Annotated in this window: 27 protein-coding genes; 12 read left to right on the top strand and 15 right to left on the bottom strand. The window is 66.0% G+C overall.

Features of this window, described 5'->3' with window-relative positions; all coding sequences use genetic code 11:
* Positions 1 to 7: 7 nt before the first annotated feature.
* The 7 genes from VCJ71_RS05145 to VCJ71_RS05175 form a co-directional block, all read right to left on the bottom strand.
* The gene (locus VCJ71_RS05145) at positions 8 to 424 is read right to left on the bottom strand and encodes a hypothetical protein (protein WP_324639613.1); all 417 of its coding nucleotides are present in this window, start codon (positions 422 to 424) and stop codon (positions 8 to 10) included.
* Between the two features lie 4 nt (positions 425 to 428).
* Entirely contained in the window at positions 429 to 785 is a 357-nt protein-coding gene (locus tag VCJ71_RS05150) for a hypothetical protein (RefSeq protein WP_324639614.1), read from the bottom strand.
* Positions 786 to 838: 53 nt separating this feature from the next.
* Positions 839 to 1,342 carry a helix-turn-helix domain-containing protein gene (locus VCJ71_RS05155; RefSeq protein ID WP_324639616.1) on the bottom strand — a complete coding sequence of 168 codons (504 nt, stop codon included), beginning with the start codon at positions 1,340 to 1,342 and terminating at the stop codon, positions 839 to 841.
* 104 nt (positions 1,343 to 1,446) lie between these two features.
* Positions 1,447 to 2,583, bottom strand: a complete 1,137-nt coding sequence (locus tag VCJ71_RS05160) for a site-specific DNA-methyltransferase (protein WP_324639617.1) — start codon at positions 2,581 to 2,583, stop codon at positions 1,447 to 1,449.
* A 184-nt stretch (positions 2,584 to 2,767) separates the two neighbouring features.
* A complete protein-coding gene (locus tag VCJ71_RS05165; protein ID WP_324639619.1) occupies positions 2,768 to 3,673 on the bottom strand; it encodes an oxidoreductase in 906 nt (301 codons plus the stop codon).
* 63 nt (positions 3,674 to 3,736) lie between these two features.
* Entirely contained in the window at positions 3,737 to 4,669 is a 933-nt protein-coding gene (locus VCJ71_RS05170) for a calcium/sodium antiporter (RefSeq protein WP_324639621.1), read from the bottom strand.
* Between the two features lie 37 nt (positions 4,670 to 4,706).
* Positions 4,707 to 5,333, bottom strand: coding sequence for a ribonuclease HII (locus VCJ71_RS05175; protein WP_324639623.1), 627 nt, complete (start codon positions 5,331 to 5,333; stop codon positions 4,707 to 4,709).
* On the opposite strand from VCJ71_RS05175, the gene VCJ71_RS05180 reads away from it, so the two are divergent.
* From VCJ71_RS05180 to VCJ71_RS05205, 6 genes are all read left to right on the top strand, one after another.
* Complete coding sequence (locus VCJ71_RS05180) at positions 5,332 to 6,519, top strand: PQQ-dependent sugar dehydrogenase (RefSeq protein ID WP_324639625.1); 1,188 nt, start codon at positions 5,332 to 5,334, stop codon at positions 6,517 to 6,519. The two genes, VCJ71_RS05175 and VCJ71_RS05180, sit on opposite strands and share 2 nt — an antisense overlap.
* Before the next feature lie 64 nt (positions 6,520 to 6,583).
* Positions 6,584 to 7,102 carry a GNAT family N-acetyltransferase gene (locus VCJ71_RS05185; RefSeq protein WP_290135614.1) on the top strand — a complete coding sequence of 173 codons (519 nt, stop codon included), beginning with the start codon at positions 6,584 to 6,586 and terminating at the stop codon, positions 7,100 to 7,102.
* 55 nt (positions 7,103 to 7,157) lie between these two features.
* Positions 7,158 to 7,706, top strand: a complete 549-nt coding sequence (locus VCJ71_RS05190; RefSeq protein ID WP_324639627.1) for a DUF1285 domain-containing protein — start codon at positions 7,158 to 7,160, stop codon at positions 7,704 to 7,706.
* A 7-nt stretch (positions 7,707 to 7,713) separates the two neighbouring features.
* Entirely contained in the window at positions 7,714 to 8,313 is a 600-nt protein-coding gene (locus VCJ71_RS05195) for a CoA pyrophosphatase (RefSeq protein WP_324639629.1), read from the top strand.
* A 67-nt stretch (positions 8,314 to 8,380) separates the two neighbouring features.
* Positions 8,381 to 9,577, top strand: coding sequence for a CCA tRNA nucleotidyltransferase (locus tag VCJ71_RS05200; protein ID WP_324640877.1), 1,197 nt, complete (start codon positions 8,381 to 8,383; stop codon positions 9,575 to 9,577).
* A gap of 93 nt (positions 9,578 to 9,670) precedes the next feature.
* Entirely contained in the window at positions 9,671 to 10,186 is a 516-nt protein-coding gene (locus VCJ71_RS05205) for a hypothetical protein (protein ID WP_324639630.1), read from the top strand.
* 6 nt (positions 10,187 to 10,192) lie between these two features.
* Here the strand turns inward: VCJ71_RS05205 and parC are convergent, their stop codons facing one another.
* Positions 10,193 to 12,502, bottom strand: coding sequence for a DNA topoisomerase IV subunit A (gene parC / locus VCJ71_RS05210; RefSeq protein ID WP_324639632.1), 2,310 nt, complete (start codon positions 12,500 to 12,502; stop codon positions 10,193 to 10,195).
* A gap of 98 nt (positions 12,503 to 12,600) precedes the next feature.
* Between parC and VCJ71_RS05215 the strand changes: the two genes are divergently transcribed.
* Entirely contained in the window at positions 12,601 to 13,161 is a 561-nt protein-coding gene (locus tag VCJ71_RS05215) for a type 1 glutamine amidotransferase domain-containing protein (protein WP_324639634.1), read from the top strand.
* A 172-nt stretch (positions 13,162 to 13,333) separates the two neighbouring features.
* A complete protein-coding gene (locus VCJ71_RS05220; protein WP_324639635.1) occupies positions 13,334 to 14,272 on the top strand; it encodes a DUF4349 domain-containing protein in 939 nt (312 codons plus the stop codon).
* On the opposite strand, the gene VCJ71_RS05225 is transcribed toward VCJ71_RS05220, so the two are convergent.
* The 3 genes from VCJ71_RS05225 to VCJ71_RS05235 are packed head-to-tail and all read right to left on the bottom strand — an operon-like array spanning position 14,269 to position 16,768.
* A complete protein-coding gene (locus VCJ71_RS05225) occupies positions 14,269 to 14,601 on the bottom strand; it encodes a 2Fe-2S iron-sulfur cluster-binding protein (protein ID WP_324639637.1) in 333 nt (110 codons plus the stop codon). The two genes, VCJ71_RS05220 and VCJ71_RS05225, sit on opposite strands and share 4 nt — an antisense overlap.
* Positions 14,598 to 15,695, bottom strand: coding sequence for a cysteine desulfurase family protein (locus VCJ71_RS05230; RefSeq protein ID WP_324639638.1), 1,098 nt, complete (start codon positions 15,693 to 15,695; stop codon positions 14,598 to 14,600). The genes VCJ71_RS05225 and VCJ71_RS05230 overlap by 4 nt, the downstream gene beginning before the upstream one ends.
* A complete protein-coding gene (locus VCJ71_RS05235) occupies positions 15,692 to 16,768 on the bottom strand; it encodes a cysteine desulfurase family protein (protein ID WP_416379157.1) in 1,077 nt (358 codons plus the stop codon). Before VCJ71_RS05235 ends, VCJ71_RS05230 begins: the two co-directional genes overlap by 4 nt.
* Before the next feature lie 157 nt (positions 16,769 to 16,925).
* Between VCJ71_RS05235 and VCJ71_RS05240 the strand changes: the two genes are divergently transcribed.
* Both VCJ71_RS05240 and VCJ71_RS05245 read left to right on the top strand, forming a co-directional pair.
* Positions 16,926 to 17,582, top strand: coding sequence for an alpha/beta hydrolase (locus VCJ71_RS05240; RefSeq protein WP_324639640.1), 657 nt, complete (start codon positions 16,926 to 16,928; stop codon positions 17,580 to 17,582).
* Between the two features lie 166 nt (positions 17,583 to 17,748).
* A complete protein-coding gene (locus tag VCJ71_RS05245; RefSeq protein ID WP_324639642.1) occupies positions 17,749 to 18,462 on the top strand; it encodes an energy transducer TonB in 714 nt (237 codons plus the stop codon).
* A 16-nt stretch (positions 18,463 to 18,478) separates the two neighbouring features.
* Here VCJ71_RS05245 and VCJ71_RS05250 read toward each other — a convergent pair whose 3' ends face one another.
* A complete protein-coding gene (locus tag VCJ71_RS05250) occupies positions 18,479 to 18,682 on the bottom strand; it encodes a hypothetical protein (RefSeq protein WP_324639643.1) in 204 nt (67 codons plus the stop codon).
* Positions 18,683 to 18,792: 110 nt separating this feature from the next.
* On the opposite strand from VCJ71_RS05250, the gene VCJ71_RS05255 reads away from it, so the two are divergent.
* Positions 18,793 to 19,176: a DUF3597 domain-containing protein gene (locus tag VCJ71_RS05255; RefSeq protein WP_324639645.1), complete on the top strand. Its 384-nt coding sequence runs from the start codon at positions 18,793 to 18,795 to the stop codon at positions 19,174 to 19,176.
* Positions 19,177 to 19,216: 40 nt separating this feature from the next.
* On the top strand, positions 19,217 to 21,079 hold the full coding sequence (locus VCJ71_RS05260) for a DUF885 domain-containing protein (RefSeq protein ID WP_324639647.1): 1,863 nt from the start codon (positions 19,217 to 19,219) through the stop codon (positions 21,077 to 21,079).
* Here the strand turns inward: VCJ71_RS05260 and VCJ71_RS05265 are convergent.
* From VCJ71_RS05265 to VCJ71_RS05275, 3 genes are all read right to left on the bottom strand, one after another.
* Positions 21,061 to 22,038: a glycoside hydrolase family 16 protein gene (locus VCJ71_RS05265; RefSeq protein WP_324639648.1), complete on the bottom strand. Its 978-nt coding sequence runs from the start codon at positions 22,036 to 22,038 to the stop codon at positions 21,061 to 21,063. The genes VCJ71_RS05260 and VCJ71_RS05265 overlap by 19 nt on opposite strands.
* Before the next feature lie 113 nt (positions 22,039 to 22,151).
* On the bottom strand, positions 22,152 to 22,706 hold the full coding sequence (locus VCJ71_RS05270; protein WP_324639650.1) for a DUF937 domain-containing protein: 555 nt from the start codon (positions 22,704 to 22,706) through the stop codon (positions 22,152 to 22,154).
* A gap of 13 nt (positions 22,707 to 22,719) precedes the next feature.
* Positions 22,720 to 23,052, bottom strand: coding sequence for a hypothetical protein (locus VCJ71_RS05275; protein WP_324639652.1), 333 nt, complete (start codon positions 23,050 to 23,052; stop codon positions 22,720 to 22,722).
* Between the last annotated feature and the right edge of the window lie 10 nt (positions 23,053 to 23,062).

Below are 23,062 nucleotides of genomic sequence, written 5' to 3' on the forward strand. Positions count from 1 at the left end.
GCTTTGGTCAGTCAGCCACTGAAATTTTCGCCAGACGGTCCTTCGCCAAGCCGATACACATGACGACCAGCGCTGGAATGGCCCAGAAACCTCCGAGCGTCTGGAAAATCCAGCGGTTCCCCTCGGACATGAGCAGAGCCGACAGCGAAGTGAGGACAGCCGCAAGCTGCAAGCCGGCAAACCAAAGCGGCCAATAACGATCAGTCCTCAAAGCAAGCCAGCCAACTGCGATAAGTAAGGCACTGTCGATCCCGGCTTTCCAGATGAACGATCCAGATATGCCGACCATTAGTTCGGCTAAAGTCGAAAGCGCGAGTGCTGTCGAAATTAGTGCGACAATCTGCCTATCGATCGAACTTCCTGCCCGCCATCCGAAAAGCAATGCGCCTATCGTGAAGGTCCAGAAGACGAGCAGGAAGCTCAAAGGCTCAGCTTTCGGGCACAAGGCTTGCGGAAATTTCAGTCTCAGCGTGACCTGTGGGTTTCGGCAGGCCAGTCGGGCAACCGAAATTTAGGCTGGCTAGCGTCGATGCTTTCTGCACGCGGATGATTTCGCGCGTCGCTGCCGCCATATCCTCACGCGAAGCGACCAAGTTGGAAAGCCCCGCGGTGGCGTGCGCCAATGCGCTCTGTGCGGTGGCGATGGGCAGGTTCGACGCCGTGCTCACTTCGACGATGCTGGCACAAAGGTTTGCCAGCGACAAAACAGCCTGATCGACCGATGCAACGGACTTTTGCGTGTCGTTGGCGACCACGTGACCTGCGGAATCTTCAATCTTGTGCATAATTGACCCTTTCGCGAAGCTCCCGGAATGGGGGCTGGGAAAGAAACTTGCCTTCATGAACTGTTCGAAAGAACATGGATTGCCCCCGCAATGGTCAGGATTAGCCCTGCGACGACGAGGATAGACACGCTGGCAACGGTCAGTATCGCCTTGAGTCGTGCCGCAACGGTCAGATCGTTAACCTTACCACCGACAGGCGGAATGTGACTCTGGCGCCCTTCTTCGGGTGCTTTCTCGACAAGATCGACTTCATTTGATTCGTGGTCGGAAAAGAGCATGAACGGGCCCGGTTGGCGGGCTCTAGCTGTCTCCACCTCTGCCTTGGAATTCTCCAATTCGGACAGCATCATAACTGCGCCTAATCGGTTGCCCGCCTGCAATCTCTCGATGGCTGCGGTAAGATGAAATTCCACCGTCCGATGGGAAATGCCCAGTTCTCGCGCTACGTGCTTTGCCGACAGGCCGTCGCGGACCAAGCGCAGGCATTCGAGTTGACGCGGGGTCAACCTGTCCAGTGGTGACAATTCATCGTTGTTAATGGTGTGGCCCCGTTTCATCCATATTGGATCAATCACAGGGCGTGTAGCGAGTTCCGGTTAACGGTCGACTAGGTAAAATGTACTAGGTATCCGTCTCCGAGACAGTTCTTGAACGCGAAACCTCAATCCTCGACGCTGAGCAGGTAGAGCTGCCGTGCGGCGTCGATGGGTTTGACCTCTCCGCCGTTCTCATAATGCCAGAAGGTCCAGCCGTTGCAGCTGGGGGCGCCTTGCAATTCCTTGCCGAGGCCGTGGATGCTGCCGGCCTGCTTGTCATGGACGATGGAGCCATCCGCGCGGACGGTGGCGATCCAGCGGCGTTTCTTGTCGAAAAGCTCGGTACCCGGCGGGATCAGGCCGCTTTCGACCAGAGCGCCGAAGGCGACCTTGGGCGCGCTGCGGCCGGCCTGCATGATCGTGATCGCGCTTTCATCCAGCGGCAATTCCTTGTCGATCCGCGCGCGGGCGGCCTTGCGATAGGCTTCTTCCCGCTCGCACCCGATCCATTCGCGGCCAAGCCGCTTGGCGACCGCGCCGGTGGTGCCGGTGCCGAAGAAGGGGTCCAATACCACATCGCCCTTCTCAGTCGTCGCCAGCAGCACGCGGTAAAGCAGGCTTTCGGGCTTTTGCGTCGGGTGGACCTTCTGCCCCCTGTCCTTCAGCCGCTCCCCGCCCTGGCAAATCGGCAGGACCCAGTCGCTGCGCATCTGCAGTTCGTCGTTGAGCGTCTTCATCGCGCGGTAGTTGAACTGGTATTTCGCCTTCTCGCCCTGGCTCGCCCACAGCAGCGTTTCGTGCGCGTTCGTGAAGCGGGTGCCGCGGAAGTTGGGCATCGGGTTGGTCTTGCGCCAGACGATGTCGTTGAGGATCCAGAAGCCGAGGTCCTGCAGGATCGCGCCGACGCGGTAGATATTGTGGTAGCTGCCGATCACCCACAGCGCGCCGTCCGGCTTGAGGACGCGCTTGCATTCCACCAGCCAGTGCCTTGTAAACTCGTCGTAAAGGGCGAAGCTGTCGAAGCGGTCCCAGTCGTCCGTAACGGCATCGACATGGCTGCCGTCCGGGCGGTTCAGGTCACCGCCCAGCTGCAAGTTGTAGGGCGGATCGGCAAAGACGAGATCGATGCTGGCATCGGGCAGTTCGCGCAGACGCTGAACGCAGTCGCCGTCGAGGATCTGGCCGAGCGGCAAGTCCGCCTTCCGGGCCGCATCGTCCCTTGCGCGCACACGCGGCGCGCGAATTTTCGTAACCTGGCCCACAACATCCCCCTCGACTTATCCACAGGGTGTGGCCTGTCAGGACTCCGCGGGTCAAGCGGCAAATTTGCCGCATGTTGCGAGCATTGGGGGAGAACGAAGCGAGTCCGGCACAAGATGTTGAGTCCGCGCAGGACGCGCAGACTCGCCATCTTGTGGTGTGGCGGGAAAGACTCGCCCTGCCCCGTTAAATGCGAAAGTCGATCCCGGTCAGCTCTTCGGAGCGTTCCCACAGCTTCTTCGCCAGCGCCTCGTCGCGTGCGCGGCGCGTCGCATAGGCGCGGCCCGACGTGTTGCCTCGTGCCTCCAGCAAGCCGCGGGGTCCGTAGTAGTCGCCGCCCTGCGCTTCAGGGTCGGTCGCTGCTTGCAGCGCGGGGATTGCCCCCTGCTCCGGGGTGTTGAGCACGATTTTCATGACCGGCGTGAACAGCGCGGCAAAGCCGATGTGGCGCGTCAGCTCAGTCGCGGCGACGCCGGGGTGGCAGGCGATGGAGGCAACAGGCGATCCGGCGGCGCGCAGGCGGCGATCCAGCTCCAGCGCGAACAGCAAGTTGGCCAGCTTGCTCTGCGAATAGAACGGGCTGCGGGCGTAGTATTTGCTCGCGTCGAGATTGTCGAAATCGATGTTGCCGCTCTTGTGGGCGATGCTGGACTGCACGACCACGCGCCCACCGCCATTCTCAGCCAGCTTGTCGACCAACTGGGCCGCGAGCGCGAAATGGCCCAAGTGGTTGACGGCAAACTGAAGTTCCGTGCCCGCGGTCGCATGGCCGAGCGGCGGCATCATCACGCCAGCGTTGTTGACGAGGAGATCGATGCGCTCCTCTTCCTTCGCCTGCTGCGCAGCCCTCGCCACGCTGTCTAGGTCGGCGAGGTCGAGGGCGAGGAAATCGAGCGACGCATCCGGGGCGTCGGCGGCGATTTCGGCGATCGCATCGCGCGCCTTGTCCTCGTCGCGGCAGGCTAGCACCACGCGGGCGCCCTTCATGGCGAGGTGGCGCGCAATTTCGTAGCCGATGCCGGTGTTCGCGCCGGTGACGATGGCGGTCTTGCCGGACTGGTCGGGGATATCGGAAAGGGTGAATTCTCGCATCGGGCGCTCCTTGGATCGTTTCCGGTCCAATGCGGGGCGCAGCCGCTACGTTCCGTCAGGAGGTCAGGTAAAGGCGAGCGCCGAGTAAGCTGCGAAGACCGCCAGCATCCCCGCACCCACCCCGCGCCCGATGCGCTTGATCTTGCCTGCGAGCAGCACGAGCAGCGCCGCGCTGGCGATCAGCACCGGCCATTCGATGTCGAGCAGTTCGACCGGGATGGGCATCGGTGCAACGGCCATCGTCACGCCGCCGATCAGCAGCGCATTGAAGACGTTGGACCCCACCACGTTGCCGAATGCAAGGCCGGGCTGGCCGCGCAAGGCGGCGGCAACCGACGCGGCGAGTTCGGGCAGCGATGTGCCGATGGCCACCACCGTCGCGCCGATCGCGACTTCGCTCACGCCCGCCAGCCGGGCGAGATCGACCGCGCCGGAAACCAGCCAGCTGCCGCCCAGGACGAGCAGGCCCACACCGACGGCGAACAAGGCGCTGGCGGCAGGCAGGCGATAGCCGCCAAGTTCCTCTTCCTCCTCCTCGTTCTCCGCCGTCGGCATGCGCGGATGGCCTAGCCGCCAGACGATGTAGATGACGAGGAGCGCGACCAGCACGATGCCGAGCCACGTGGCGGCAAGCCCGAACCACGCAAGCCCGCCCAGCAAGACCGCGGCCAGGAGGCCGACCACCGCATCGCGCTTGCCACCGCCCGACAGGCTGAACGGCGCAAACACGGCGACCGCGCCGAGGATGAGCAGCGTGTTGGCGATATTGGAGCCGACGATATTGCCCCATGCGATCCCCGGCGATCCGGCAAGCGCGGCCTGGATGCTCGCGACCAGTTCCGGCATCGATGTCGCCGCGCCGACTATCACGACGCCGGTGACGAGGGCCGACAGGCCGAAGATTTCCGCCAGCGACACCGCACCGCGCACGAGGAGTTCGCCGCCGATGGTCAGGGCCACGAGGCCGGCGAGAAGGATCAGGATCGAAGTCAGCATCGGCGCGCCCTAGCGGGTTCGATGGCCGCGCGCGAGGTCAAAGCAGGCTGGCCTGCGCAACGGGCGCAAAGCTATGCCGGTGGAGCGGCGTCGGCCCGTGTTCGCGCAGCGCCGCCATGTGCTCCTTGGTGCCGTAGCCCTTGTTACGCTCCCACCCGTAGGCCGGGTGCCGCGCCGCCGCGTCTTTCATCAGCCGGTCGCGCCATTCCTTGGCGACAATGCTGGCTGCGGAAATCGCCGGTTCGATCCCGTCCCCGCCCACGATGGCGCGCGCCGGCCAGCGCCACAGGTCGCAGCGTCCCGCGGGCGTCATGTTGCCGTCGATCAGGACATTGGCCGGAGCAGAGCCGAGTGCGTCGCACAGCCGTTCCACCGCCAGGCTCATCGCCAGCATGGTCGCGGCGAAGATGTTGATGCGGTCGATTTCGCTCGGCTCCACGATCCCGACGCCCCAGGCGCAGCTTTCGCGCACCGCAATGTCGAGCTTCGCGCGCCGGGCGGCGGTGAGCTTTTTCGAATCGTCCAGCCCTTCGGGACACGGCTGGCACAGCACGACCGCAGCGGCTACCACAGGCCCTGCCAACGGTCCGCGCCCAGCCTCGTCCACCCCGATGACCGGCGCCGTTTCGGACCCGAACGATGCACAGGGAGTTGAAGCCAACATGACCAACGCAAAAACCCTCCTTCTCGCCGCCTTTTCGCTTCCCCTGCTGACCGCCGCAAGCTGCTCGGGCGGAATGGGCGGGGATAGCGCCGCGCCCGCCAGCACCGGCTCTGCAGGCGATACGGTGCCCTACACGATCAGCGAACACGGCACTTATGACGAACCGTGGGCGATCGCCTTCATTCCGGGCACCGACCTTGCCTTCATCACGGAATTGCCCGGGACCGCGCGCATCGTCGACACGTCGGGGGAGAACCCGCGCCTCGTGACGGTGAGCGGCCTTCCCGACGTCGACTACGGCGGGCAGGGCGGGCTCGGCGACGTTGCCTTCCTACCTTCGGAAAGCGCCGACCGGCTCGATACGCGGACGATCTACCTTTCCTTCGCGGAGGCCGGCAGCGGCGATACGCGCGGAGCGGCGGTCGGGCGCGGAACGCTGAAATGCTACGTTGCCGATGAGTGCACGATCGAGGACTGGCAGGTCATCTGGCGGCAGGCGCCCAAGGTTACCGGCCGCGGGCATTATTCGCACAGAATCGCCTTCTCGCCAGACGAGCGTTATATGTTCATCGCCAGCGGAGAGCGCCAGAAGAAGGACCCGGCGCAGGACAACACCAACAACCTCGGCACGATCGTACGCCTGAACCTCGACGGCACCCCGGCCGCCGGCAATCCCTATCCGCGGTTGCCCGCCCCGACGAACCAGATCTGGAGCTACGGCCATCGCAACATCCTCGGCCTGCAATTCGACGATGCCGGGCGCCTTTGGGACCTGGAGCATGGCCCCGCAGGCGGTGACGAGCTGAACCTCGTGGAGGCCGGCAACAATTATGGCTGGCCGCTTGTATCCAACGGCGACAATTACAACGGCTCGCCGATCCCCGACAACGACACGCGGCCCGACCTCGTTAAACCGGTGATCGGCTGGACCCCGGTAATCGCGCCGGGCGATTTCATCTTCTATTCCGGCGACGCCTTCCCCGCATGGCGCGGCGATGCGCTGATCGTGGGGCTGAAGACCGAGGCGCTGATCCGCGTAGCGATGGACGGGACGCGCGCCACCGAGGCCGGTCGCTACGACTTCGGCAAGCGCCTGCGCGACATTGCGCAAGGGCCGGACGGCGCGGTCTGGATCATCGAGGACGGTGAAGGCGGCCGGCTGCTGAAGCTGTCGCCGGCAAGCTGAGCCGCACGGACGCAAAGCGGAATTTGATCGACTTGGCCCGCCGCCGCCCGTAACGGCGCGCGCCATGTCCGCCGACGATGCCACGCTGATCCCGCTCGCCCAGGTCGAGCCCGCGATGATCGAGCAACTGCTCGACCGTGCCTTCGGGCCGGATCGCCACGCGCGCACCGCCTATCGTGTCCGCACCGGGACGCAGTGGCTTCCGGCGCTGAGCTTCGCCGTGCTCGACGCGGAGGAAATGCTGGCCGGCACGATCCAGAGCTGGCCCGTCGCCCTGACCGATCCCGATGGCCGCGCGCACCCGATGGTGATGGTGGGACCGGTGGCCGTGGTGCCCGAACGGCAGGGCGAAGGGTTCGGGAAGGTGCTCATGCTGGGGCTGCTCGGCGCGCTGGGCGAGAACGCCCTGCCGCAGGTCATGGTCGGCGATCCCGACTATTACGGCCGCTTCTTCGGCTTCAGCGCCGCGCCCACCGGTGGCTGGCGCCTGCCCGGCCCGTGGGAGCCGGAGCGGCTGCTGGTCCGCGCGCCCAATGCGGCCGTTCTGCCGCGCGAAGGCATGCTGGGGCCGTGGCCCGGCTGAAGCCCGCAAAGGGCGCTTGGCGGAACGCGCGGCCTGTGCCAGCGCTTTAACCCGCATGCCTTACACGCCCCCGCCCGAACTCGCCTCCCTCTCCCTGGCCGAAATCGCCGAACAGGTCGCCGCGCGCAAGCTGCCGCCGGTTGCCGAATGGGCGCCGACGCACGAAGGCGACAGCCACATGCGGATCGATGCGGCGGGAACCTGGTATCATGACGGCAGCCCGATAACCCGCCCCGCCATGGTGCGTGCGTTTTCCGGCCTCCTGCGCCGCGAAGAGGACGGCAGCCATTCGCTCGTCACCCCGTTCCAGAAACTAGCGATCGCCGTGGAAGACGCGCCGCTTGTCGCCGTGGACGTGCAGCGGCGCGACGGCGCGCTCGCCTTCCGCCTCAACACCGACGATCTCGTCGTCGCGGGGCCGGACCATGCGCTTGCGGCGCGGGGCGATGCCGATACGCCGGCCATTTACCTCCACGTCCGCAACGGCCTGGAAGCCAGGCTCAACCGCTCGACATACGAACAGCTTGCCGCGCTCTCGCTCGAGGAAGGGGATGACTGGACGGTCACCAGCGGCGGCGAAACCTTCAGCCTCCGGCCCGCATGAGACGCGCATGACGCTGGTCGAGCGGCTGACCCGCATTTTCGATGAAGGCCACGGCAAGCCGCTCGACGGACTGCTGACGGACGAGCGCTTTGCCGAGCCCGATCCGCGTCCTGCCGCAGTGCTGATCGCGGTGACCGACCGACCCGACCCGGGCGCGATCCTGACGCGCCGCCGCGCCGACATGCGCAGCCATCCGGGCCAGGTCGCCTTTCCCGGCGGCAAGCTCGACCCGGGCGAGGACGTTGTCCAGGCCGCCTTGCGGGAAGCGCACGAGGAAATCGCCCTGCCGCCTGCCGAAGTGGAAATCATCGGCGCGACCGATCCCTACACCACCGGCACCGGGTTCGTGGTCACCCCGGTGCTCGGCGTCGCGCCGCCCGACTTGCCGCTGCGCGCCAATCCGGACGAGGTGGAAAGCTGGTTCGAAGTGCCGCTGCGCGTCCTATTCGACCGCAGCAATTACCGCGAAAACTCCACGTTCTGGAAAGGCGCCGACCGGACCTATTACGAGATGGACTGGGACGGCTACCGCATCTGGGGCGTGACGGCCGCGATCATCGCCAATCTCTCCCGCCGGCTGGAACTGACCGAATTGTGGGAACGCTAGGCCGGCGAAATCCGATTGCGCGCCATTCGACAAGAGCCGGCGGCGTAGTAAAGGACGCCCGGTGAGCATGACCAACAACGATACCGAAACCGCCGCCATCGACGCCGAATGGCTGCACCGCGAAGACCTCGCGCAGCTCGTCGCGGCGCTGGGTGAGGGAAACGTGCGCTGGGTGGGCGGCTGCGTGCGCGATACGCTGGCGGGCCTGCCGGTCCACGATATCGATGCAGCGACCACGCTGACGCCGGAGCAGGTGATCGCTGCCTGCGACGCTTCCGGCATTCGCACCGTCCCCACGGGGATCGAACACGGCACCGTCACCGCGCTGCGCGAGGGCGGGAATGTCGAAGTGACCACGCTGCGCAAGGACGTCTCCACCGACGGGCGGCGCGCGACCGTGGCATTCGCCAGCGAATGGCAGGACGATGCCGCGCGGCGAGATTTCACCATCAATGCCCTCTATGCCGAGCCGGGCAGCGGCGTGGTCCACGATTACTTCGGCGGCATCGCCGATTTGCGCGCCGGCGTGGTCCGCTTCATCGGCGATGCGCGCGAACGCATCCGCGAAGACCACCTGCGCATCCTGCGCTACTACCGCTTTCAGACCCGCTTCGGCAGCGCGCTGGACAGCCAGGCGGAGGAGGCCTGCGCCGAGCTTGCTCCGACGATGAAAGGGTTGAGTCGCGAACGGATCGCGATGGAATTGCTGAACCTCCTCGCCCTGCCCGCCCCTGCGGACACCGTGGCGCGGATGGAGGACAGGGGTGTGCTCGGCGTGATCCTGCCCGAAGCGGGCGCGAAGGAAGTGGCGGCGCTCGCCCGGCTCGTGGATGCCGAGAAATCATCCGGCATCGCGCCGCACCCGCTGCGCCGGCTTGCCGCGCTGCTGCCTCCCTCGCCAGAGGTGGCAAGGGACGTTGCCGCGCGCCTGCGCCTGTCGCGCGCGCAGAAACTGCGGCTGGTGACGGCGGCATCGCGCGAGGCGGCGGACAGCGACGGCGCGCATGCCCTCGCCTATCGCCACGGGCTCGACAGCGCGCGCGACCGCCTGCTTTTGGGCGGCGCAAACACGGCCATGCTGGACGAGTGGGACGTGCCCCAATTCCCGGCGAAAGGCCGCGATGTGATCGAGCGCGGGGTCAGCGCCGGCCCGCAGGTCGCGGCGATCCTGCAGGACGCGGAAGAACGCTGGATCGCGGCCGGCTTCCCGGACCGGGAGGCCGCGCTGGCGCATATCGACGCCGCCATCGCCGCCGCCGCTTAAGCCGGGCTTCATCGCTCGCGCCGCAGGATCGCTGTTGCCTTGGCCCGCATTCGATGGAATGGCTGGCCCCGGACAAGACACTGGAGTTCCCCGATGAAATCGACCGCCTTCCTCGCCGCCGCCCTCGCCTTTGCCATTCCCGGCATCGCCCAGGCGCAGGACATGCGCGATCCGGCCCCGGGCCGGCAGGTCGTCGATCCGCGCGGGGACTATGTTGCCACGATCGTCAGCGTGGACCAGGCGGCGGGCACCGCGGTGGTGGATACCGGCACGCGCCGCGGCACCGTGCTGCTCGCGACCTTCGGCCAGTCGACGCGCGGCCCGATGCTGGTGACCACGCGCGCGCAGCTCGACGAGCTTATCCTTGCTGCGGAAACCGCGCAGGCAAATGCGCTCAACGCAGCGATCGTCCCCGCCGTGGCCGTGTTCGACGCGAACGGCGCCCCGCTTGGAACCATCACCGAAGTCACGGCCACCGGCATGGTGCTGGTGGAAGGCGTTGCCGGCACGTTCTACCTGCCGCGCACCGGCTTCCGCCTGGTCAGCAGCCAGCTGCAGGCGCTGGTCAGTACGGCCGACGTCACCGCGCAGCTGGCGGCGAAGAAGTAACGCGCCTCAACCGAAGCTGTGGTCGCGGGGGAAGCCTTGCGGCGGCATCCGGCCGGCGGCGCCGCGCGCCACCTTCCATTGCCACATGTCGCTTTCGGTGCGGGTCCGGTCGCCCTTGCCGCCCATCTGCCAGCTGAGGCCTTCCTCCAGCGTAAAGGTGATCGCGTCCGACAATCCGCCGTCGCGATAGCGCTGCAGCTGCACGCCCTGCCCGCGCGCCATCACCGGCACTTCCTCCAGGTTGAAGACCACCAGCTTGCGGTTGTCGCCGACCACCGCAACATGGTCGTGCGCTTCGGCGATCGGGCGGATCACGGCAAGGCGCTGGCCGGCCTTCAGGTTGACGACCTGGCGCCCCTTGCGCGTTTCGGCGACCAGCGCGTCGGTTTCAGCGGCAAAGCCCTTGCCCGCATTGCTCGCCAGAAGCAGCCTGCCGCCCGGCCTGTGCGCCAGCAGCGCCACGATGTGCGCCTGCGGATCGATGTCCAGCATCGTGCGGATCGGCTCGCCGAAGCCGCGCGCGCCGGGCAGCTTGTCCGCGCCCAGCGTAAAGAAGCGCCCGTCATCGGCGACGACCAGCAGCTTGTCGGTCGTCTGCGCGTGGATGGCAAAGGCGGCCTCGTCGCCTTCCTTGTACTTGAAATCGCCCATGCCATCGGCGCTGCCGGCCAGTTCCACATGGCCTTTCGCCGCGCGCACCCAGCCCTTTGCGGAAAGGATGACCGTGACCGGTTCCTTCTCGATCATTGCGTCCATGCTGAATTCGACCGTGGGCGCGGCTTCCGCAATCGTTGTGCGCCGGGCGCCGAGATCGGTATCCTTGCCGTATTCCTTTTGCACCTTGGCAAGATCGCGCTTCAGCCTCGTGCGCTGGCGCGCCGGGCTGGCGAGCAGCTTCTCGAGCCCGTCCTGCTCTTCCAGCAGGCTCTCCTGCTCGCGCTTCAGCTCCATCTCTTCCAGCTTGCGCAAGGACCGCAGCCGCATGTTGAGGATCGCTTCTGCTTGCCGGTCGGTCAGCTCGAATTCGGCCATCATCACCAGCTTGGGCTCGTCCTCGGTCCGGATGATCTCGATCACCCGGTCGAGGTTGAGGAAGGCGATGATATAGCCGCCGACCAGCTCCAGCCGCCTGGCGATCTGTTCCAGCCGGTGGCGCGCGCGGCGCTGCAGGATCTCGATCTGGCTGGCGATCCAGTTGTGGACCAGTTCCTTCAACCCCATCACCATCGGCGTGCGGGTGGCGTCCAGCACATTGAGGTTGAGGCCGAAGCGGGTTTCGAAATCGGTCAGCTTGTAGATCGATTCCTTCAGCAGCTCCGGGTCCACATTGCGGCTCTTGGGCACAAGAACGATGCGGATCTGCTCGTCGCTTTCGTCGCGCACGTCTTCCAGGATCGGCAGCTTGCGGTCCGAAATGGCCGCCGCGATCTGCTCGATCAGCTTGCCCTTCTGCACCATGTAGGGAATTTCGCTGATTACGAGCTGGTACCCGCCGCCCTTCTGCCGTTCGATCCCGGCTTCGCGGTCCTCTGCCTTCTCTGCCTCCGCCGCATGGAAGCGGCCGCGCACGCGGAAGCTGCCGCGCCCGGTCTCGTAAGCCTTGGCAATCGCTTCGGGACTGTCGACGATCAGGCCGCCGGTGGCGAAATCCGGTCCCTGGAACAGCTCCATCAGCCGCGCGTGTTCCGCGTGGGGGTTGTCGATCAGTTCCAGCGCGACGTCGATCACTTCGGCCACATTGTGGCTGGGAATGCTAGTCGCCATGCCCACCGCGATGCCGCTGGCCCCGTTGGCGAGCAGGTTGGGGAACGGCCCGGGCATCAGCTCCGGCTCCACTTCCTCCCCATTATAGGTCGGGATGAAGTCGACCGTGCCTTCGTCCAGCCCCTGCATCAGGGTCATCGCGGTCTTGGTCAGGCGCGCTTCGGTATAGCGGTAGGCAGCGGCATTATCGCCGTCGATATTGCCGAAATTGCCCTGCCCTTCGACCAGCGGATAGCGCAGCGAGAAATCCTGCGCGAGGCGGACCATCGCATCGTAAGCGGCGGTGTCCCCGTGCGGGTGGTACTTGCCGATCACCTCGCCGACCACGCGGGCGGACTTCTTGAAGGTGTTGCCGGGGTCGAGCCTGAGCTGGCGCATCGTCCAAAGCAGCCGGCGATGGACCGGCTTCAGCCCGTCGCGCAAATCCGGCAGGCTGCGCGCGGTAATGGTGGAGAGGGCATAGACGAGGTAACGCTCGGACAAGGCGCTGTCGAAAGGGGCGTCCACGATGGCGTCGAACGGGTCCGTTTCGTCTTCGATATCGGTGCTCATGCGGTTCGCCTTATCACCGGCTCGCTTCGCGGGACACAGCGGAACGAGCGCTTTCCCCACGCGTAGATCGGGTAACAGAGAAACAAGGAGTTACCCCCATGCAGACCAACCGCATCATGATCCTCGCAACCGACGGTTTCGAACAGTCGGAACTGATGAAACCCAAGGCCAACCTGGAAGCGAACGGCTTCGAAACGGTCGTCGTCAGCCTCGAAAGCGGCGAGATCAAGGGCTGGGACCAGAAGGACTGGGGCGAAAGCGTCAAGGTCGACAAAACGGTCGACGAAGTCGACACGATCGACGGGTTCGACGCGCTGTTGCTGCCGGGCGGCCAGATGAACCCGGACATCCTGCGCATGAACGAACGGGCCATCGCCCTCGTCCGCGATTTCGAAATCCAAGGTAAGCCGATCGCCGCAATCTGCCATGCGCCTTGGCTGCTCGCGGAAGCGGACATCGTGAAGGGTCGCACGGTCACCAGCTGGCCCTCGATCCGTACGGACCTCGCAAATGCCGGCGCGAATGTGGTGGACGAGGAAGTCGTAGTGGACGGCAACCTGATCACCAGCCGCAAGCCGGAAGATATTGCCGCATTCTCGCAGGCCCTGCTCGAAAAGCTGGGCATGACCGTCGAGAAGCGCGAGATGGAAAGCGCCTGATCCCAATAAATTGAAATAGCTCGATTAAGTTCGGGTTTCGGCACCCCGTCACCGTCCCCCCGGTGGCGGGGTGTTCAGTTTCCCGCTTGCATCATTTTCCGATTGTGGCACAATTAAGGCATCATTGAGGCATAATAAGGCAGGGCCGGATGGCCCCATTTACGGAGAGGAAATGATGATGCGACTCGGATTGAAAATGGGTGTTTGCGCGCTGGCCCTGGCAGCGGCCGCGTGCTCGGAAGCGGACAATTCCAGCTACACGGAAGCTGCGGGCGAAGCCGAAATGGCGCAGGCCGACATGGCAAGCGAGGCTGCGGTCGAATCGACTGCGGATGCTGCCACTGCAAGCAGCACGACCGAAGCTGGCAGCGTGCCCGAATTCGAAATGCCGGCGACGATGCCCAAGATCGCCTATGCCTATCAATACGGCTTCAGCCTGCCGGGCGACGACATCGTAGACCTGCAGCAGCGCCATGCCGACATGTGCGAGGCGAAAGGGCCGGCGGTGTGCCGGATCCTCGGCATGACCGGCGCCAGCGCCGACAACGAAGGACAGGGCAGGCTGGAACTGGCAGTGCGGTCCGAAGTCGCACGCGGCTTCGGCAGCGAGCTGGCGCAGGCGACGGAGAATGCAGGCGGCGAACAGGTCTCCACCGGCATCACGGGCGAAGACCTGTCGAAGCAGATGGTCGATACCGAGGCCCGGCTGGAAGCGCGCAAGGCGCTGCGCGACCGGCTGATGGCGGACCTCAAGAACCGGCGCGGCTCGGTCGGCGACATGGTGCAGGCGGAACGCGAGGTGGCGAAAGTCACCGAAGAAATCGAGGCGGCCGAGGCATGGGTGGCCGAAATGCAGGGCCGCGTGTCGTTCAGCCGGATGACTCTGGAGTACGAAAGCTCGACCCCGATGGGCGGCAGCTTCTCACGCCCCATCGGCGATGCGCTGGGCAATGTCGGCGGCATCCTGGGCACGGTGATCGCATGGTTGCTGATGCTGGGTGCGGTCATTGCCCCGGTCGCGGCACTGGTGTGGGGCGCGATGCGGATCAATCGCTGGAGCGAACGGCGCGACGCCGAACGGATGGCGGCCGAAACGCCAGCGGAAGCCTAGCGGCTCTGGTCGTAGGACGTGGGCGGGATCGTGATGGCGATCCCGTCCAGTTCCGCCGTCAGCTCGATCTGGCAAGACAGCCGGGAATTCGCGCGCGCGGCGGCGGCAAGGTCCAGCATGTCCTCTTCCTCCTCGCGCGGCGGCTCCAGTCTGTCGAACCATTCGCGCGCGACATAGACGTGGCAGGTGGAGCACGCCATCTGCCCCTCGCACGTACCCTCCAGCGGCAGGCCGGCGTTCTGGGCCACAGTCAGCAGGCTCTCGCCCTCGTCAGCTTCCACGTTCAGCACCGTGCCGTCGCGGCGGGTGAAGTTGACCGTGACGCTCACTGCTGGCGATCCGCCGCGGCGTTGATCATCTCCGCCGCTTCCTCGATTTCCGCCAGCGTGGTGTAGCGGCCCCAGCCCAGCCGGATCGAGCTCTTCGCCTTCTTCGCCGACAGGCCGATTGCTTCCAGCACATGGCTCGGCCGGCCCGATCCGCTGGCGCAGGCGGACCCGGCGGAGAACATCACCTTGCGGCAATCGCTCATCAGGCGGTTCACATCGAGGCCCTTGCGGCGGATGTTGAGATTGCCGTGCCAGCGCGTGTCCTCGCTGCCGTTCAGGTCCCAATCTGCGAAAAGGATGCGGGCGCGCTGCCAGAGCGTTTCGACGTGCTCCGCATCGCGGCCCATACGGTCCTTGCATTCCGCCACCGCGGCGCCGAAGCCGGCGCACAGGGCCGGGCTCAGCGTGCCCGAGCGCAGGCCGAATTCCTGCCCGCCGCCGGTCTGCACCTCGCCCAGGTCCACCCCGTTGCGCACCCACAGCGCACCGATGCCCTTGGGCCCGTGCAGCTTGTGGGCGGAGACCGCGATCAGGTCCGCGCCGGTCACCTCCATCTTGCCGAAGGCCTGCACCGCATCGCACAGGTACAGCGCGTTCGCCTCCTTTGCCTTGCGGTGCCAGTCGACCGTCGGCTGGATTGTGCCGATTTCGTTATTGACCTGCATCAGGCAGACGAGGCGGCAATCGTTGGGCAGGTCCTGTTTCGTGTTGCACTGCCCGTCCTTCGCAACGTTCAGGATATGCGCCGCCCCCAGCGCGCGGGCGGTGTCGAGCACGCAGGCATGTTCGATGGCGGAGACCGAGACACTGCCGCGCGGCTTGCCCTCGCTGCGCGCCGCGGACAGCACGCCGCGGATGGCGAGATTGACCGCCTCGGTCGCGCCGGAGGTAAAGATGACCCGGCCGTTGGCGGGGAACAGGGAGGCGACCTGCTCGCGCGCCATCTCAACCGCGGCATGGGCCGCGCGCCCCATGCGGTGCGGGCTGTGCGGATTGCCGAACCCCTCGCCCCCCGGTCCGTCGAGCCAGCGCAGCATGGCATCGCGCGCTTCCGGCGCCAGCGGGGTCGTGGCCTGGTAATCGAGATAGATCATGCGCCTACCCCTGCCAGTTCGCACCACGTCTCGCAAAACCTCTCGACATCGGCGCGGGTCGTGCTCCAGCCGAAACTGACGCGGATGATCCGCTCGGCAATGTCGGGATCGAAGCCCATCGCCTCGAATACCCGGCTGGTCTTGAGCGTGCCGGAAGAACACGCGCTGCCTTGCGACAGGGCGATGCCGGCCATGTCGAAACGCATCACCTGCGCGCTGGCGGACATGCCGGGCATGGCGAGCGGCAGGATATAGGGCGATGTTTCCGCCAGCATGTCCGGGATCCACGGCAGGCCAGCCGCCACGACGCGCTCCTTGAGCTCGCCCAGCGGCGCGAGGATGGCGGGGTCGAGATAGGGCCGCTTCGCCGCCTCCAATGCGACTGCCATGCCCAGCGCGCCGGGCAAATTCTCCGTCCCGCGCCGATAGCCACGCTCCTGCCCGCCCGTCGGTTCCAGCAAGGCAAAGTCGCGAACCAGCAGCGCGCCGACGCCGATCGGCCCGCCGAACTTGTGCGCCGAAACGATTGCCATGTCGCACGGCGGCAGCGGCATCTTTGCAGCACCCTGCGAACAATCGGCGAGCAGGCGGCCGCCCGCATCGCGCACCATTCCGGCAATGGCAGCCATCTCCTGCACCACGCCGGTTTCGGAATTCACCTGCTGGATCGCGACAACCGGCGCTTCCCGCTCGAGCGCCTCCTGCAACGCGTCCATGTCGATCCGGCCATCCGGGCGAACCGGGACCTGCTCGGCAATTGGCGCGGCATCGCGCACCGCGTCGTGCTCGACGCTGGAGACGATACGCGCTCCGCCCTTGGCCTTGCCGAGCGCCAGCGCCGCTGCCTCGCTTGCGCCGGAGGTCAGGATGACTTCGCCTTCCCAGCCGAGCGCTGCCTTGATCCGGGCTCTAGCGTCTTCGAGCGCGGCGCGGGCCTTGCGGCCTTCGGCATGCGGGCTGCTGGGGTTGGCCCAGACGGCAAAGCCTTCCTCCATCGCGGCGCGTGCTTCTGGGCGCAGCGGGCTGCTGGCGGCGTGGTCGAGATAGATGCGGTCGGTGACGTGGTCCTCCAGTCGAGGGGCAAGGAACAGGCAGGTCGCTTTCGCGGCGCGGGCGCGAACCGCCGAAATCGTTGCGAAAATGGCGCTTCGCCCTATATAGGCGCCGACCCGGCATGCGCCAGCGCTGCATTGCCGACCACCGCATCACTTCACTTGCGAGAACCGCACCATGCCCGCCGTCATTTTTCCCGGTCCCGAAGGTCGCCTAGAGGGGCGCTTCCAGCCGGCCCCGCGTCCGCGCGCACCCGTCGCCATGATCCTGCATCCGCACAGCCAGAGCGGCGGGACGATGAACGACCAGATCGTGCAGCGCCTGTACAAGACCTTCGTCAATCGCGGCTTTGCCGTGCTGCGCTTCAACTTCCGCGGCGTCGGCCGCAGCCAAGGCAGCTTCGACAACGGTATCGGCGAGCTGAACGATGCGGCCGCCGCGCTCGACTGGGTGCAGACGATCCATCCCGAAGCGCAGGTCACCTGGGTCGCAGGCGTCAGCTACGGCGCGCTGATCGGCATGCAGCTGCTGATGCGCCGCCCCGAAATCCGCGGCTTCATCTCGGTCGCCCCTCCGGCCAACATGTACGACTTTTCCTTCCTCGCCCCCTGCCCCGCCAGCGGCATTTTCGTGCAGGGCGCGGCAGACACGGTGGTGCAGCCAGCGGCTGTGGAAAAGCTTGTGGAGAAGCTGCGGACGCAAAAGCACATCACGATCCACCACGACGTGATCCCGCGTGCGAACCATTTCTTCGAGAATGAACAGGCCGAACTGATGCAGTCGATCGACAACTATCTCGACTTCCGGCTGGACCCGGCCTGCCCGATCCGCTGATCACTGCAAATCCGAAGTTCGAAGGGGCGGTCGACGGGCCGCCCTTTTTCGTTTTGTGCGCGCTCAAGAGGGACGGGCGAAGCGCCACCTTGCAAAGCCCTCCTTATTATGTAATGTTATCACATGACTCGCAATCCAATGCGAGCACGAGTGAGAGGAACCGCCCATGTCCTATGCCCAGCAGACGATAACCCCCGCCCAGCGCGCTTCATCGGTCGGCACCGTGGTGCTGATCCACGCCGGTATCGGCGCGTTGCTCGTCGTCGGCCTCAACGCCACCGGCGTGATCGGCGCTGCCCCCGAGCGCATCGACACGTTCGAGATACCCGAGGACAAGCCGACGCCGCCCCCGCCGCCCGAGCCAGACCAGCCCGAACGAACTGAGGTCGAAAGCGTCATCACGATGCCCCCCGTTCCGAACCCGATCCCGCGCCCGGACGATTTCCGCACGCCGACGACCGACGAAAATGCGAACGAAGGCGTCACCGCCGATCCCAATGCCAGTGATGAGCGCCCCAGCCCCGGTCCCAGCGCATCGCCGTCGGCATCCCCCAGCCCCTCGCCCAGCCCGCCCCCGCTGTTCGATCCGCTCCCTCCGCGCCCAAGCAACGAGCAAGGCGGCTGGGTCACGGCGCGCGACTATCCTTCGATCGAACTGCGCCGCGGCAACGAGGGGGTGACGGCCTACCGCCTCTCTGTCTCCAGCAGCGGCCGGGTGTCGGCCTGCCAGGTCACACGTTCCTCCGGCCACTCCCGCCTGGACGAAGAGGCTTGCGACGCAATCACGCGCCGCGCCCGCTTCACGCCGGCACAGGACCGGAACGGCAATACTGTGGTCGGCACCTACACCGGCCAGGTGCGCTGGCAAATCCCGCGCTAGGCGAGCCTTAATACCGTCATTCGCTGTCGCTCGCCGCATCCAAGATCGGCGAGCGACCGCTGGCATCGGGCGCGGCGATGATCGCGATATTGCCCGCCATCACCAGCGCCAGCACCACCATCAGACCTGCCTGCTTGCGGTGGCCGGCACGGAACGCGAAGACCGCGCCCACCAGCAGCGCGATGGCTGCGATCGCCACAATGGAAAGTACCGTGTCCATCGGATTGCCTTCTGCCTCATATGGCGGGAATGTCCGCCCAAGCGGGACCGATCCGCGCCCGCGTGCGTTGAACCGGTGACCTCATAATAACAAACCAAAGGAGTCACCACATGGGCATTTTCTCATCCATCAAAAACGCGATTTTCGGCAAGGACGAGCCCAAGCCGGCGCCGCCGGAAGAGGCGCAGAAGGCGCGCGACAATTCGATCACGGCAGAGGCGCTGCGCAACATCAGCCGCGCCGGATCGGTGGACGTGGAAGACCGCCTGTCCAAGATGGAGGGCGCCGATCGCCTGAACTGGCGCACATCCATCGTCGACCTGATGAAGCTCCTCGGCATCGATTCCAGCTACGAGAACCGCAAGGAACTGGCGCAGGAAATGGGCCGCACCGATTACGAAGGCAGCGCGGAAGACAACATCTGGCTGCATCGCCGCACCATGCAGGAACTGGCGCTCAACGGCGGCAAGGTTCCCGACAAGATGCTCGACTAAGCGTTTGACTCCAATCCATAGCGCGGCGATCAACCGCGCCATGGACACGACGAAATTCACACGCCGCCAGACCCTCGCATCGCTCGGTGCGGGGGTTTCGCTTACCGCGCTTCCGGGATGTGCGCAAAAACTGGCACAGCCCGCCGCACCGCAGGCCGGCGGACTGATGCCCATCGACAATGCATCGGCCAACGCCTTCCTCGAACGGATCGCCTACAACCTGCTGAAGCACGAGCCGGAGCGGGCGACCGGTCTCGGCGTCGATACCGGCGAATACGCCTATCTTCGCGGACAGCTGGAAGACCAGTCGCCCGATGGCCAGGCGGCGCTGGCCGAGACCCTCAAAAGCGACCTCGCCCTGGTCCGCTCGCTCGACACCTCCGCGCTCGATGCCGACACGCGCACCAGCCTGGAAGTGGTCGAAAGCGCCTACGACGTCGCGACGGCTGGGTTCGACCTTCCCTATGGCGACATTCCCATCGGCAGCTGGCGCACGGCGCCCTATGTTGTGATCCAGAACGTCGGGACCTATCTCGACATGCCGCGCTTCCTCGACAGCACGCACCCGCTGAAGACGCCGGACGATGCGGAGGCCTATGCCGAGCGGCTGCGCGCCCTACCCGCCGTGCTCGATGGGGAACTGGCGCGGATGCGCGAGGCCCGCGGGATGGGCGTAGTCCCGCCTTCCTTCCTGCTCGACAAGGCGATCGCGCAGATGGAAAGCACCTTGTCCATGGCGCGCAGCGGGGAGCTGTTCCTGGCCCAACTTTCGGAGAATCTGTCGGATACCGGCATCGCCCGCGCGTGGCCGATGGAATTGAACCCGCTCGTCACCGGGCCGATTGCCGGCGCGCTCGCCCGCCAGCTGTCCGAACTGAAGGTGCAGCGCGGCATGGCGACCGGCGATCCCGGCATGTCCGCCCGCCCGCGCGGCGACGAATGGTATGCGTGGGCGCTGCGGTCCAGCACCACCACCACCATGTCGCCCGACGAGGTGCACGAACAGGGCCTCGACGAACTGGCGCTGCTGCATGACCGGATGGACCCGATCCTGCGCGAAATCGGCTACACCTCCGGCACGGTGGGAGAGCGGATGCAGGCGCTGAGCGAAGATCCGCGCTACAAGTTTGCCGAAGGCGATCCCGGCCGCGCGGAGATCATGGCCTTCATCGAAGAGCGTATCGGCTGGATCAAGGGCCAGATGCCGCGCGCTTTCAACACGCTGGTCGATCCCCGCCTGGAAGTGAAGCGTCTGCCGCTGGCCGAAGAACCCGGCGCGCCGGGCGCCTATGGCGGCGCGGGCAGCAAGGACGGCTCAATTCCGGGGCGCATGTGGATCAACCTGCGCACCACCGACCTGCACCGCAAATACGACCTCGCCGACCTGACCTATCACGAGACCATTCCCGGCCACGTGTGGGAAGGCGAATATTCCAACCGCCTGCCGCTGATCCGCTCCATCCTCGCCTTCAACGCCTTCAGCGAAGGCTGGGCGCTGTATGCCGAACAGCTGGCCGACGAGCTTGGCGCCTATGACGATTTCAAGGTCGGCCGCCTCGGCTATCTCCAGTCGCTCGCCTTCCGTGCCTGCCGCATGGTGGTGGACACCGGTCTCCATCACAAGCGCTGGAGCCGCGAGCGCGCGGTCGATTTCTTCGTCGAGCGCAACGGATCGAAGCGGGAGGAAGTCGAAAGCGAGGTCGACCGCTATTGCAGCTGGCCCGGCCAGGCCTGCGGCTACAAGCTGGGCCACAGCGAGATCGTGCGCCAGCGCGGCCGCGCGCAGGCGGCGATGGGCTCGGCCTACGACTTCAAGGGCTTCAACGACGCCGTGATCCTGGGCGGCAACGCGCCGCTGGACGTGCTGGCGAAGAACGTTGACCGCTACATCGCGAGTGTGTGACCGCGTGCGGCGGGAGCAGCCTCAGCGCGGCTCCACACGCGGACCCAGTCCACTTCCATCGCCAGTTCGCCGCCCTTGATCCGGTCGACCGTTTCCTGCGGCACGCCGTAATAGGGCGTGTCGATGGAATTGACGTTGAAGGGATAGACGCCGCCGACCGCGAAATTGAGGATGATGTACTGCTCGCGGTCGGAGCGCCACGCGCCGTAGCGTTCGATATCGGCCTTGGTGACACGGTAGTATTCGATATCGTCGACCGAGAATATCAGCGCGTCGGGCGTGCGCTCCACGGCATAGGTGTGCCAGCCGCTGACATCCTGGCCTTGCGGGAAGTAGTAGCGCTTCAGGATCGGGGTATCCCCCGAATAGCCGGGCCCGTGGATGGCCGAGTTCACCCACGTGGGATCGCCGACATATTCCATGATGTCGGTCTCGCCCGAATCCGGCCACTGGCCATAGCCGAGCATCCAGAACGCGGGCCACACGCCGACTGCCACCGGCATGCGGATGCGCGCGGCGACCTTGCCGTAGGTCACGTTGACCTTGTCGCGCGTGTTGATGCGACCGGACACGAAATCGACTTCGCGGCCGGTCGGTGTGGTATAGTTCTCTTGCCAGACGGGCTTCAGCACGAGCGCGCCGCCATCCGCGCCTGCGGGGCGGGAGAACGAGATCGTCTCGGCAGAATCGATATACGCTTGCTGCTCGTTGTTTACGAAGAACGAAGGCCCTTCGACTGTCCAGACATTGCGATCGAGCGTGCCGGTGTCGAATTCGTCGGACCACACCAGCTGGAGCGTTGCCGGCGGGGTCGGCGTCGGCGTCGGCGTCGCGGTCGGCGGCGGGCTGGAGGGGCGCGCGATGACGCCGGAGCCACCACCCCCGCCCTCGCCCCCGCCGCAGGATGCGAGCGCCAATGCGCCGAGCGAAGTGGCAAGAATGCTGCGAAGTCCTGGCATAGCTTCTCTCCCGGTCATCGCCGCCCGGCCAGGGCGCCGGCGGCTGATAACGTTCACAGAAGCTAAACTGCCGACCCTGCGATTGGCAAGGCCGGCGCATAGCTATGCGCGGGTCAGCGGCGCGCCATTCCGGCCACGACCTGCGTCAGCAGCCCGCCGAGCGCACCGCCCAGTGCGCCGCCTCCGGCGCCCCCGCCCTGCCCGGCAGGCGCCTGCTTGTCCATCATGTAGCCGACCACGGCCATGGCGAGGATCGGGAGCATCTTCTTCAGGATGGCGCTGTCGATCCCGGTCGATCCGGCAACCTCTTCCGCCACCCCGCGGCTGACGTCCTTGCTGCCGAAAATCTGGCCGAGGATGTCGTTGCCGGGCGCGGCCGGGGTCGGGTCCTTCTTCAGCACCGCGTCGATCAGCATCCCGCCGAGCCCGCCGGCAAGGCCGCCCCCCGCGGCGGAGCCTGCACCGCCGCCCATCGATCGACCCAGGATGTCGCCGAGCCCGCCCAGGCCGCCGCCTTGCGGCGCGGAGGTCGACTGGCGGCCCATCCCGGCCACGATGGCAGGCAACAAGGCGCCCGCGCCGACCTTCGCGGTCTGCTCGTCGATGCCGAGCTCGTTCGCCATGCTGGCGATGACGCCGCTGTTCTGCAGAATCTGGTTTAGGTTCATGCCGTGCGCTCCCTTATTTCTTGCCGAAAAGGCCGCCGAGCATGCCGCCGCCCGAACCGAGGATGTCGTTGAGCGGGTTTCCGTCGCCGTCCTTGTCGAGCATGGAGGCGAATTTCGTCAGCGAGCCTTCGCCGCCGATATGTTCGCGCACCTGTTCCAGGATGCCGGCGTCGAGACCGGTCTTCGCCGCCGCTTCCTGCACCGTGTCGCCATCGGCCTGGTGGCCTTCGGCAAGGCCGGCGATCGCCTTGGCCGCCTGTTCCTTGTCGATACCCAATTTGGCGGCAAGATTGTCGACCGTCGGGTGGTCGCTGACTTTGTCGAAGATGGAATCGAACAGGCTCATGGTGACGCTC

Source organism: Pseudoblastomonas aquimaris, from assembly GCF_035481675.1.
In the GTDB taxonomy this organism is placed as follows: Bacteria; Pseudomonadota; Alphaproteobacteria; order Sphingomonadales; family Sphingomonadaceae; genus Alteriqipengyuania_B.

Coding starts and splice junctions, on each gene's coding strand:
- VCJ71_RS05150 (WP_324639614.1), bottom strand. CDS start 785: ATGCACAAGATTGAAGATTCCGCAGGTCACGTGGTCGCCAACGACACG.
- VCJ71_RS05155 (WP_324639616.1), bottom strand. CDS start 1,342: ATGAAACGGGGCCACACCATTAACAACGATGAATTGTCACCACTGGAC.
- VCJ71_RS05165 (WP_324639619.1), bottom strand. CDS start 3,673: ATGCGAGAATTCACCCTTTCCGATATCCCCGACCAGTCCGGCAAGACC.
- VCJ71_RS05170 (WP_324639621.1), bottom strand. CDS start 4,669: ATGCTGACTTCGATCCTGATCCTTCTCGCCGGCCTCGTGGCCCTGACC.
- VCJ71_RS05180 (WP_324639625.1), top strand. CDS start 5,332: ATGACCAACGCAAAAACCCTCCTTCTCGCCGCCTTTTCGCTTCCCCTG.
- VCJ71_RS05175 (WP_324639623.1), bottom strand. CDS start 5,333: ATGTTGGCTTCAACTCCCTGTGCATCGTTCGGGTCCGAAACGGCGCCG.
- VCJ71_RS05185 (WP_290135614.1), top strand. CDS start 6,584: ATGTCCGCCGACGATGCCACGCTGATCCCGCTCGCCCAGGTCGAGCCC.
- VCJ71_RS05190 (WP_324639627.1), top strand. CDS start 7,158: ATGCCTTACACGCCCCCGCCCGAACTCGCCTCCCTCTCCCTGGCCGAA.
- VCJ71_RS05195 (WP_324639629.1), top strand. CDS start 7,714: ATGACGCTGGTCGAGCGGCTGACCCGCATTTTCGATGAAGGCCACGGC.
- VCJ71_RS05200 (WP_324640877.1), top strand. CDS start 8,381: ATGACCAACAACGATACCGAAACCGCCGCCATCGACGCCGAATGGCTG.
- VCJ71_RS05205 (WP_324639630.1), top strand. CDS start 9,671: ATGAAATCGACCGCCTTCCTCGCCGCCGCCCTCGCCTTTGCCATTCCC.
- parC (WP_324639632.1), bottom strand. CDS start 12,502: ATGAGCACCGATATCGAAGACGAAACGGACCCGTTCGACGCCATCGTG.
- VCJ71_RS05215 (WP_324639634.1), top strand. CDS start 12,601: ATGCAGACCAACCGCATCATGATCCTCGCAACCGACGGTTTCGAACAG.
- VCJ71_RS05220 (WP_324639635.1), top strand. CDS start 13,334: ATGATGATGCGACTCGGATTGAAAATGGGTGTTTGCGCGCTGGCCCTG.
- VCJ71_RS05230 (WP_324639638.1), bottom strand. CDS start 15,695: ATGATCTATCTCGATTACCAGGCCACGACCCCGCTGGCGCCGGAAGCG.
- VCJ71_RS05240 (WP_324639640.1), top strand. CDS start 16,926: ATGCCCGCCGTCATTTTTCCCGGTCCCGAAGGTCGCCTAGAGGGGCGC.
- VCJ71_RS05245 (WP_324639642.1), top strand. CDS start 17,749: ATGTCCTATGCCCAGCAGACGATAACCCCCGCCCAGCGCGCTTCATCG.
- VCJ71_RS05250 (WP_324639643.1), bottom strand. CDS start 18,682: ATGGACACGGTACTTTCCATTGTGGCGATCGCAGCCATCGCGCTGCTG.
- VCJ71_RS05255 (WP_324639645.1), top strand. CDS start 18,793: ATGGGCATTTTCTCATCCATCAAAAACGCGATTTTCGGCAAGGACGAG.
- VCJ71_RS05260 (WP_324639647.1), top strand. CDS start 19,217: ATGGACACGACGAAATTCACACGCCGCCAGACCCTCGCATCGCTCGGT.
- VCJ71_RS05265 (WP_324639648.1), bottom strand. CDS start 22,038: ATGCCAGGACTTCGCAGCATTCTTGCCACTTCGCTCGGCGCATTGGCG.
- VCJ71_RS05270 (WP_324639650.1), bottom strand. CDS start 22,706: ATGAACCTAAACCAGATTCTGCAGAACAGCGGCGTCATCGCCAGCATG.
- VCJ71_RS05275 (WP_324639652.1), bottom strand. CDS start 23,052: ATGAGCCTGTTCGATTCCATCTTCGACAAAGTCAGCGACCACCCGACG.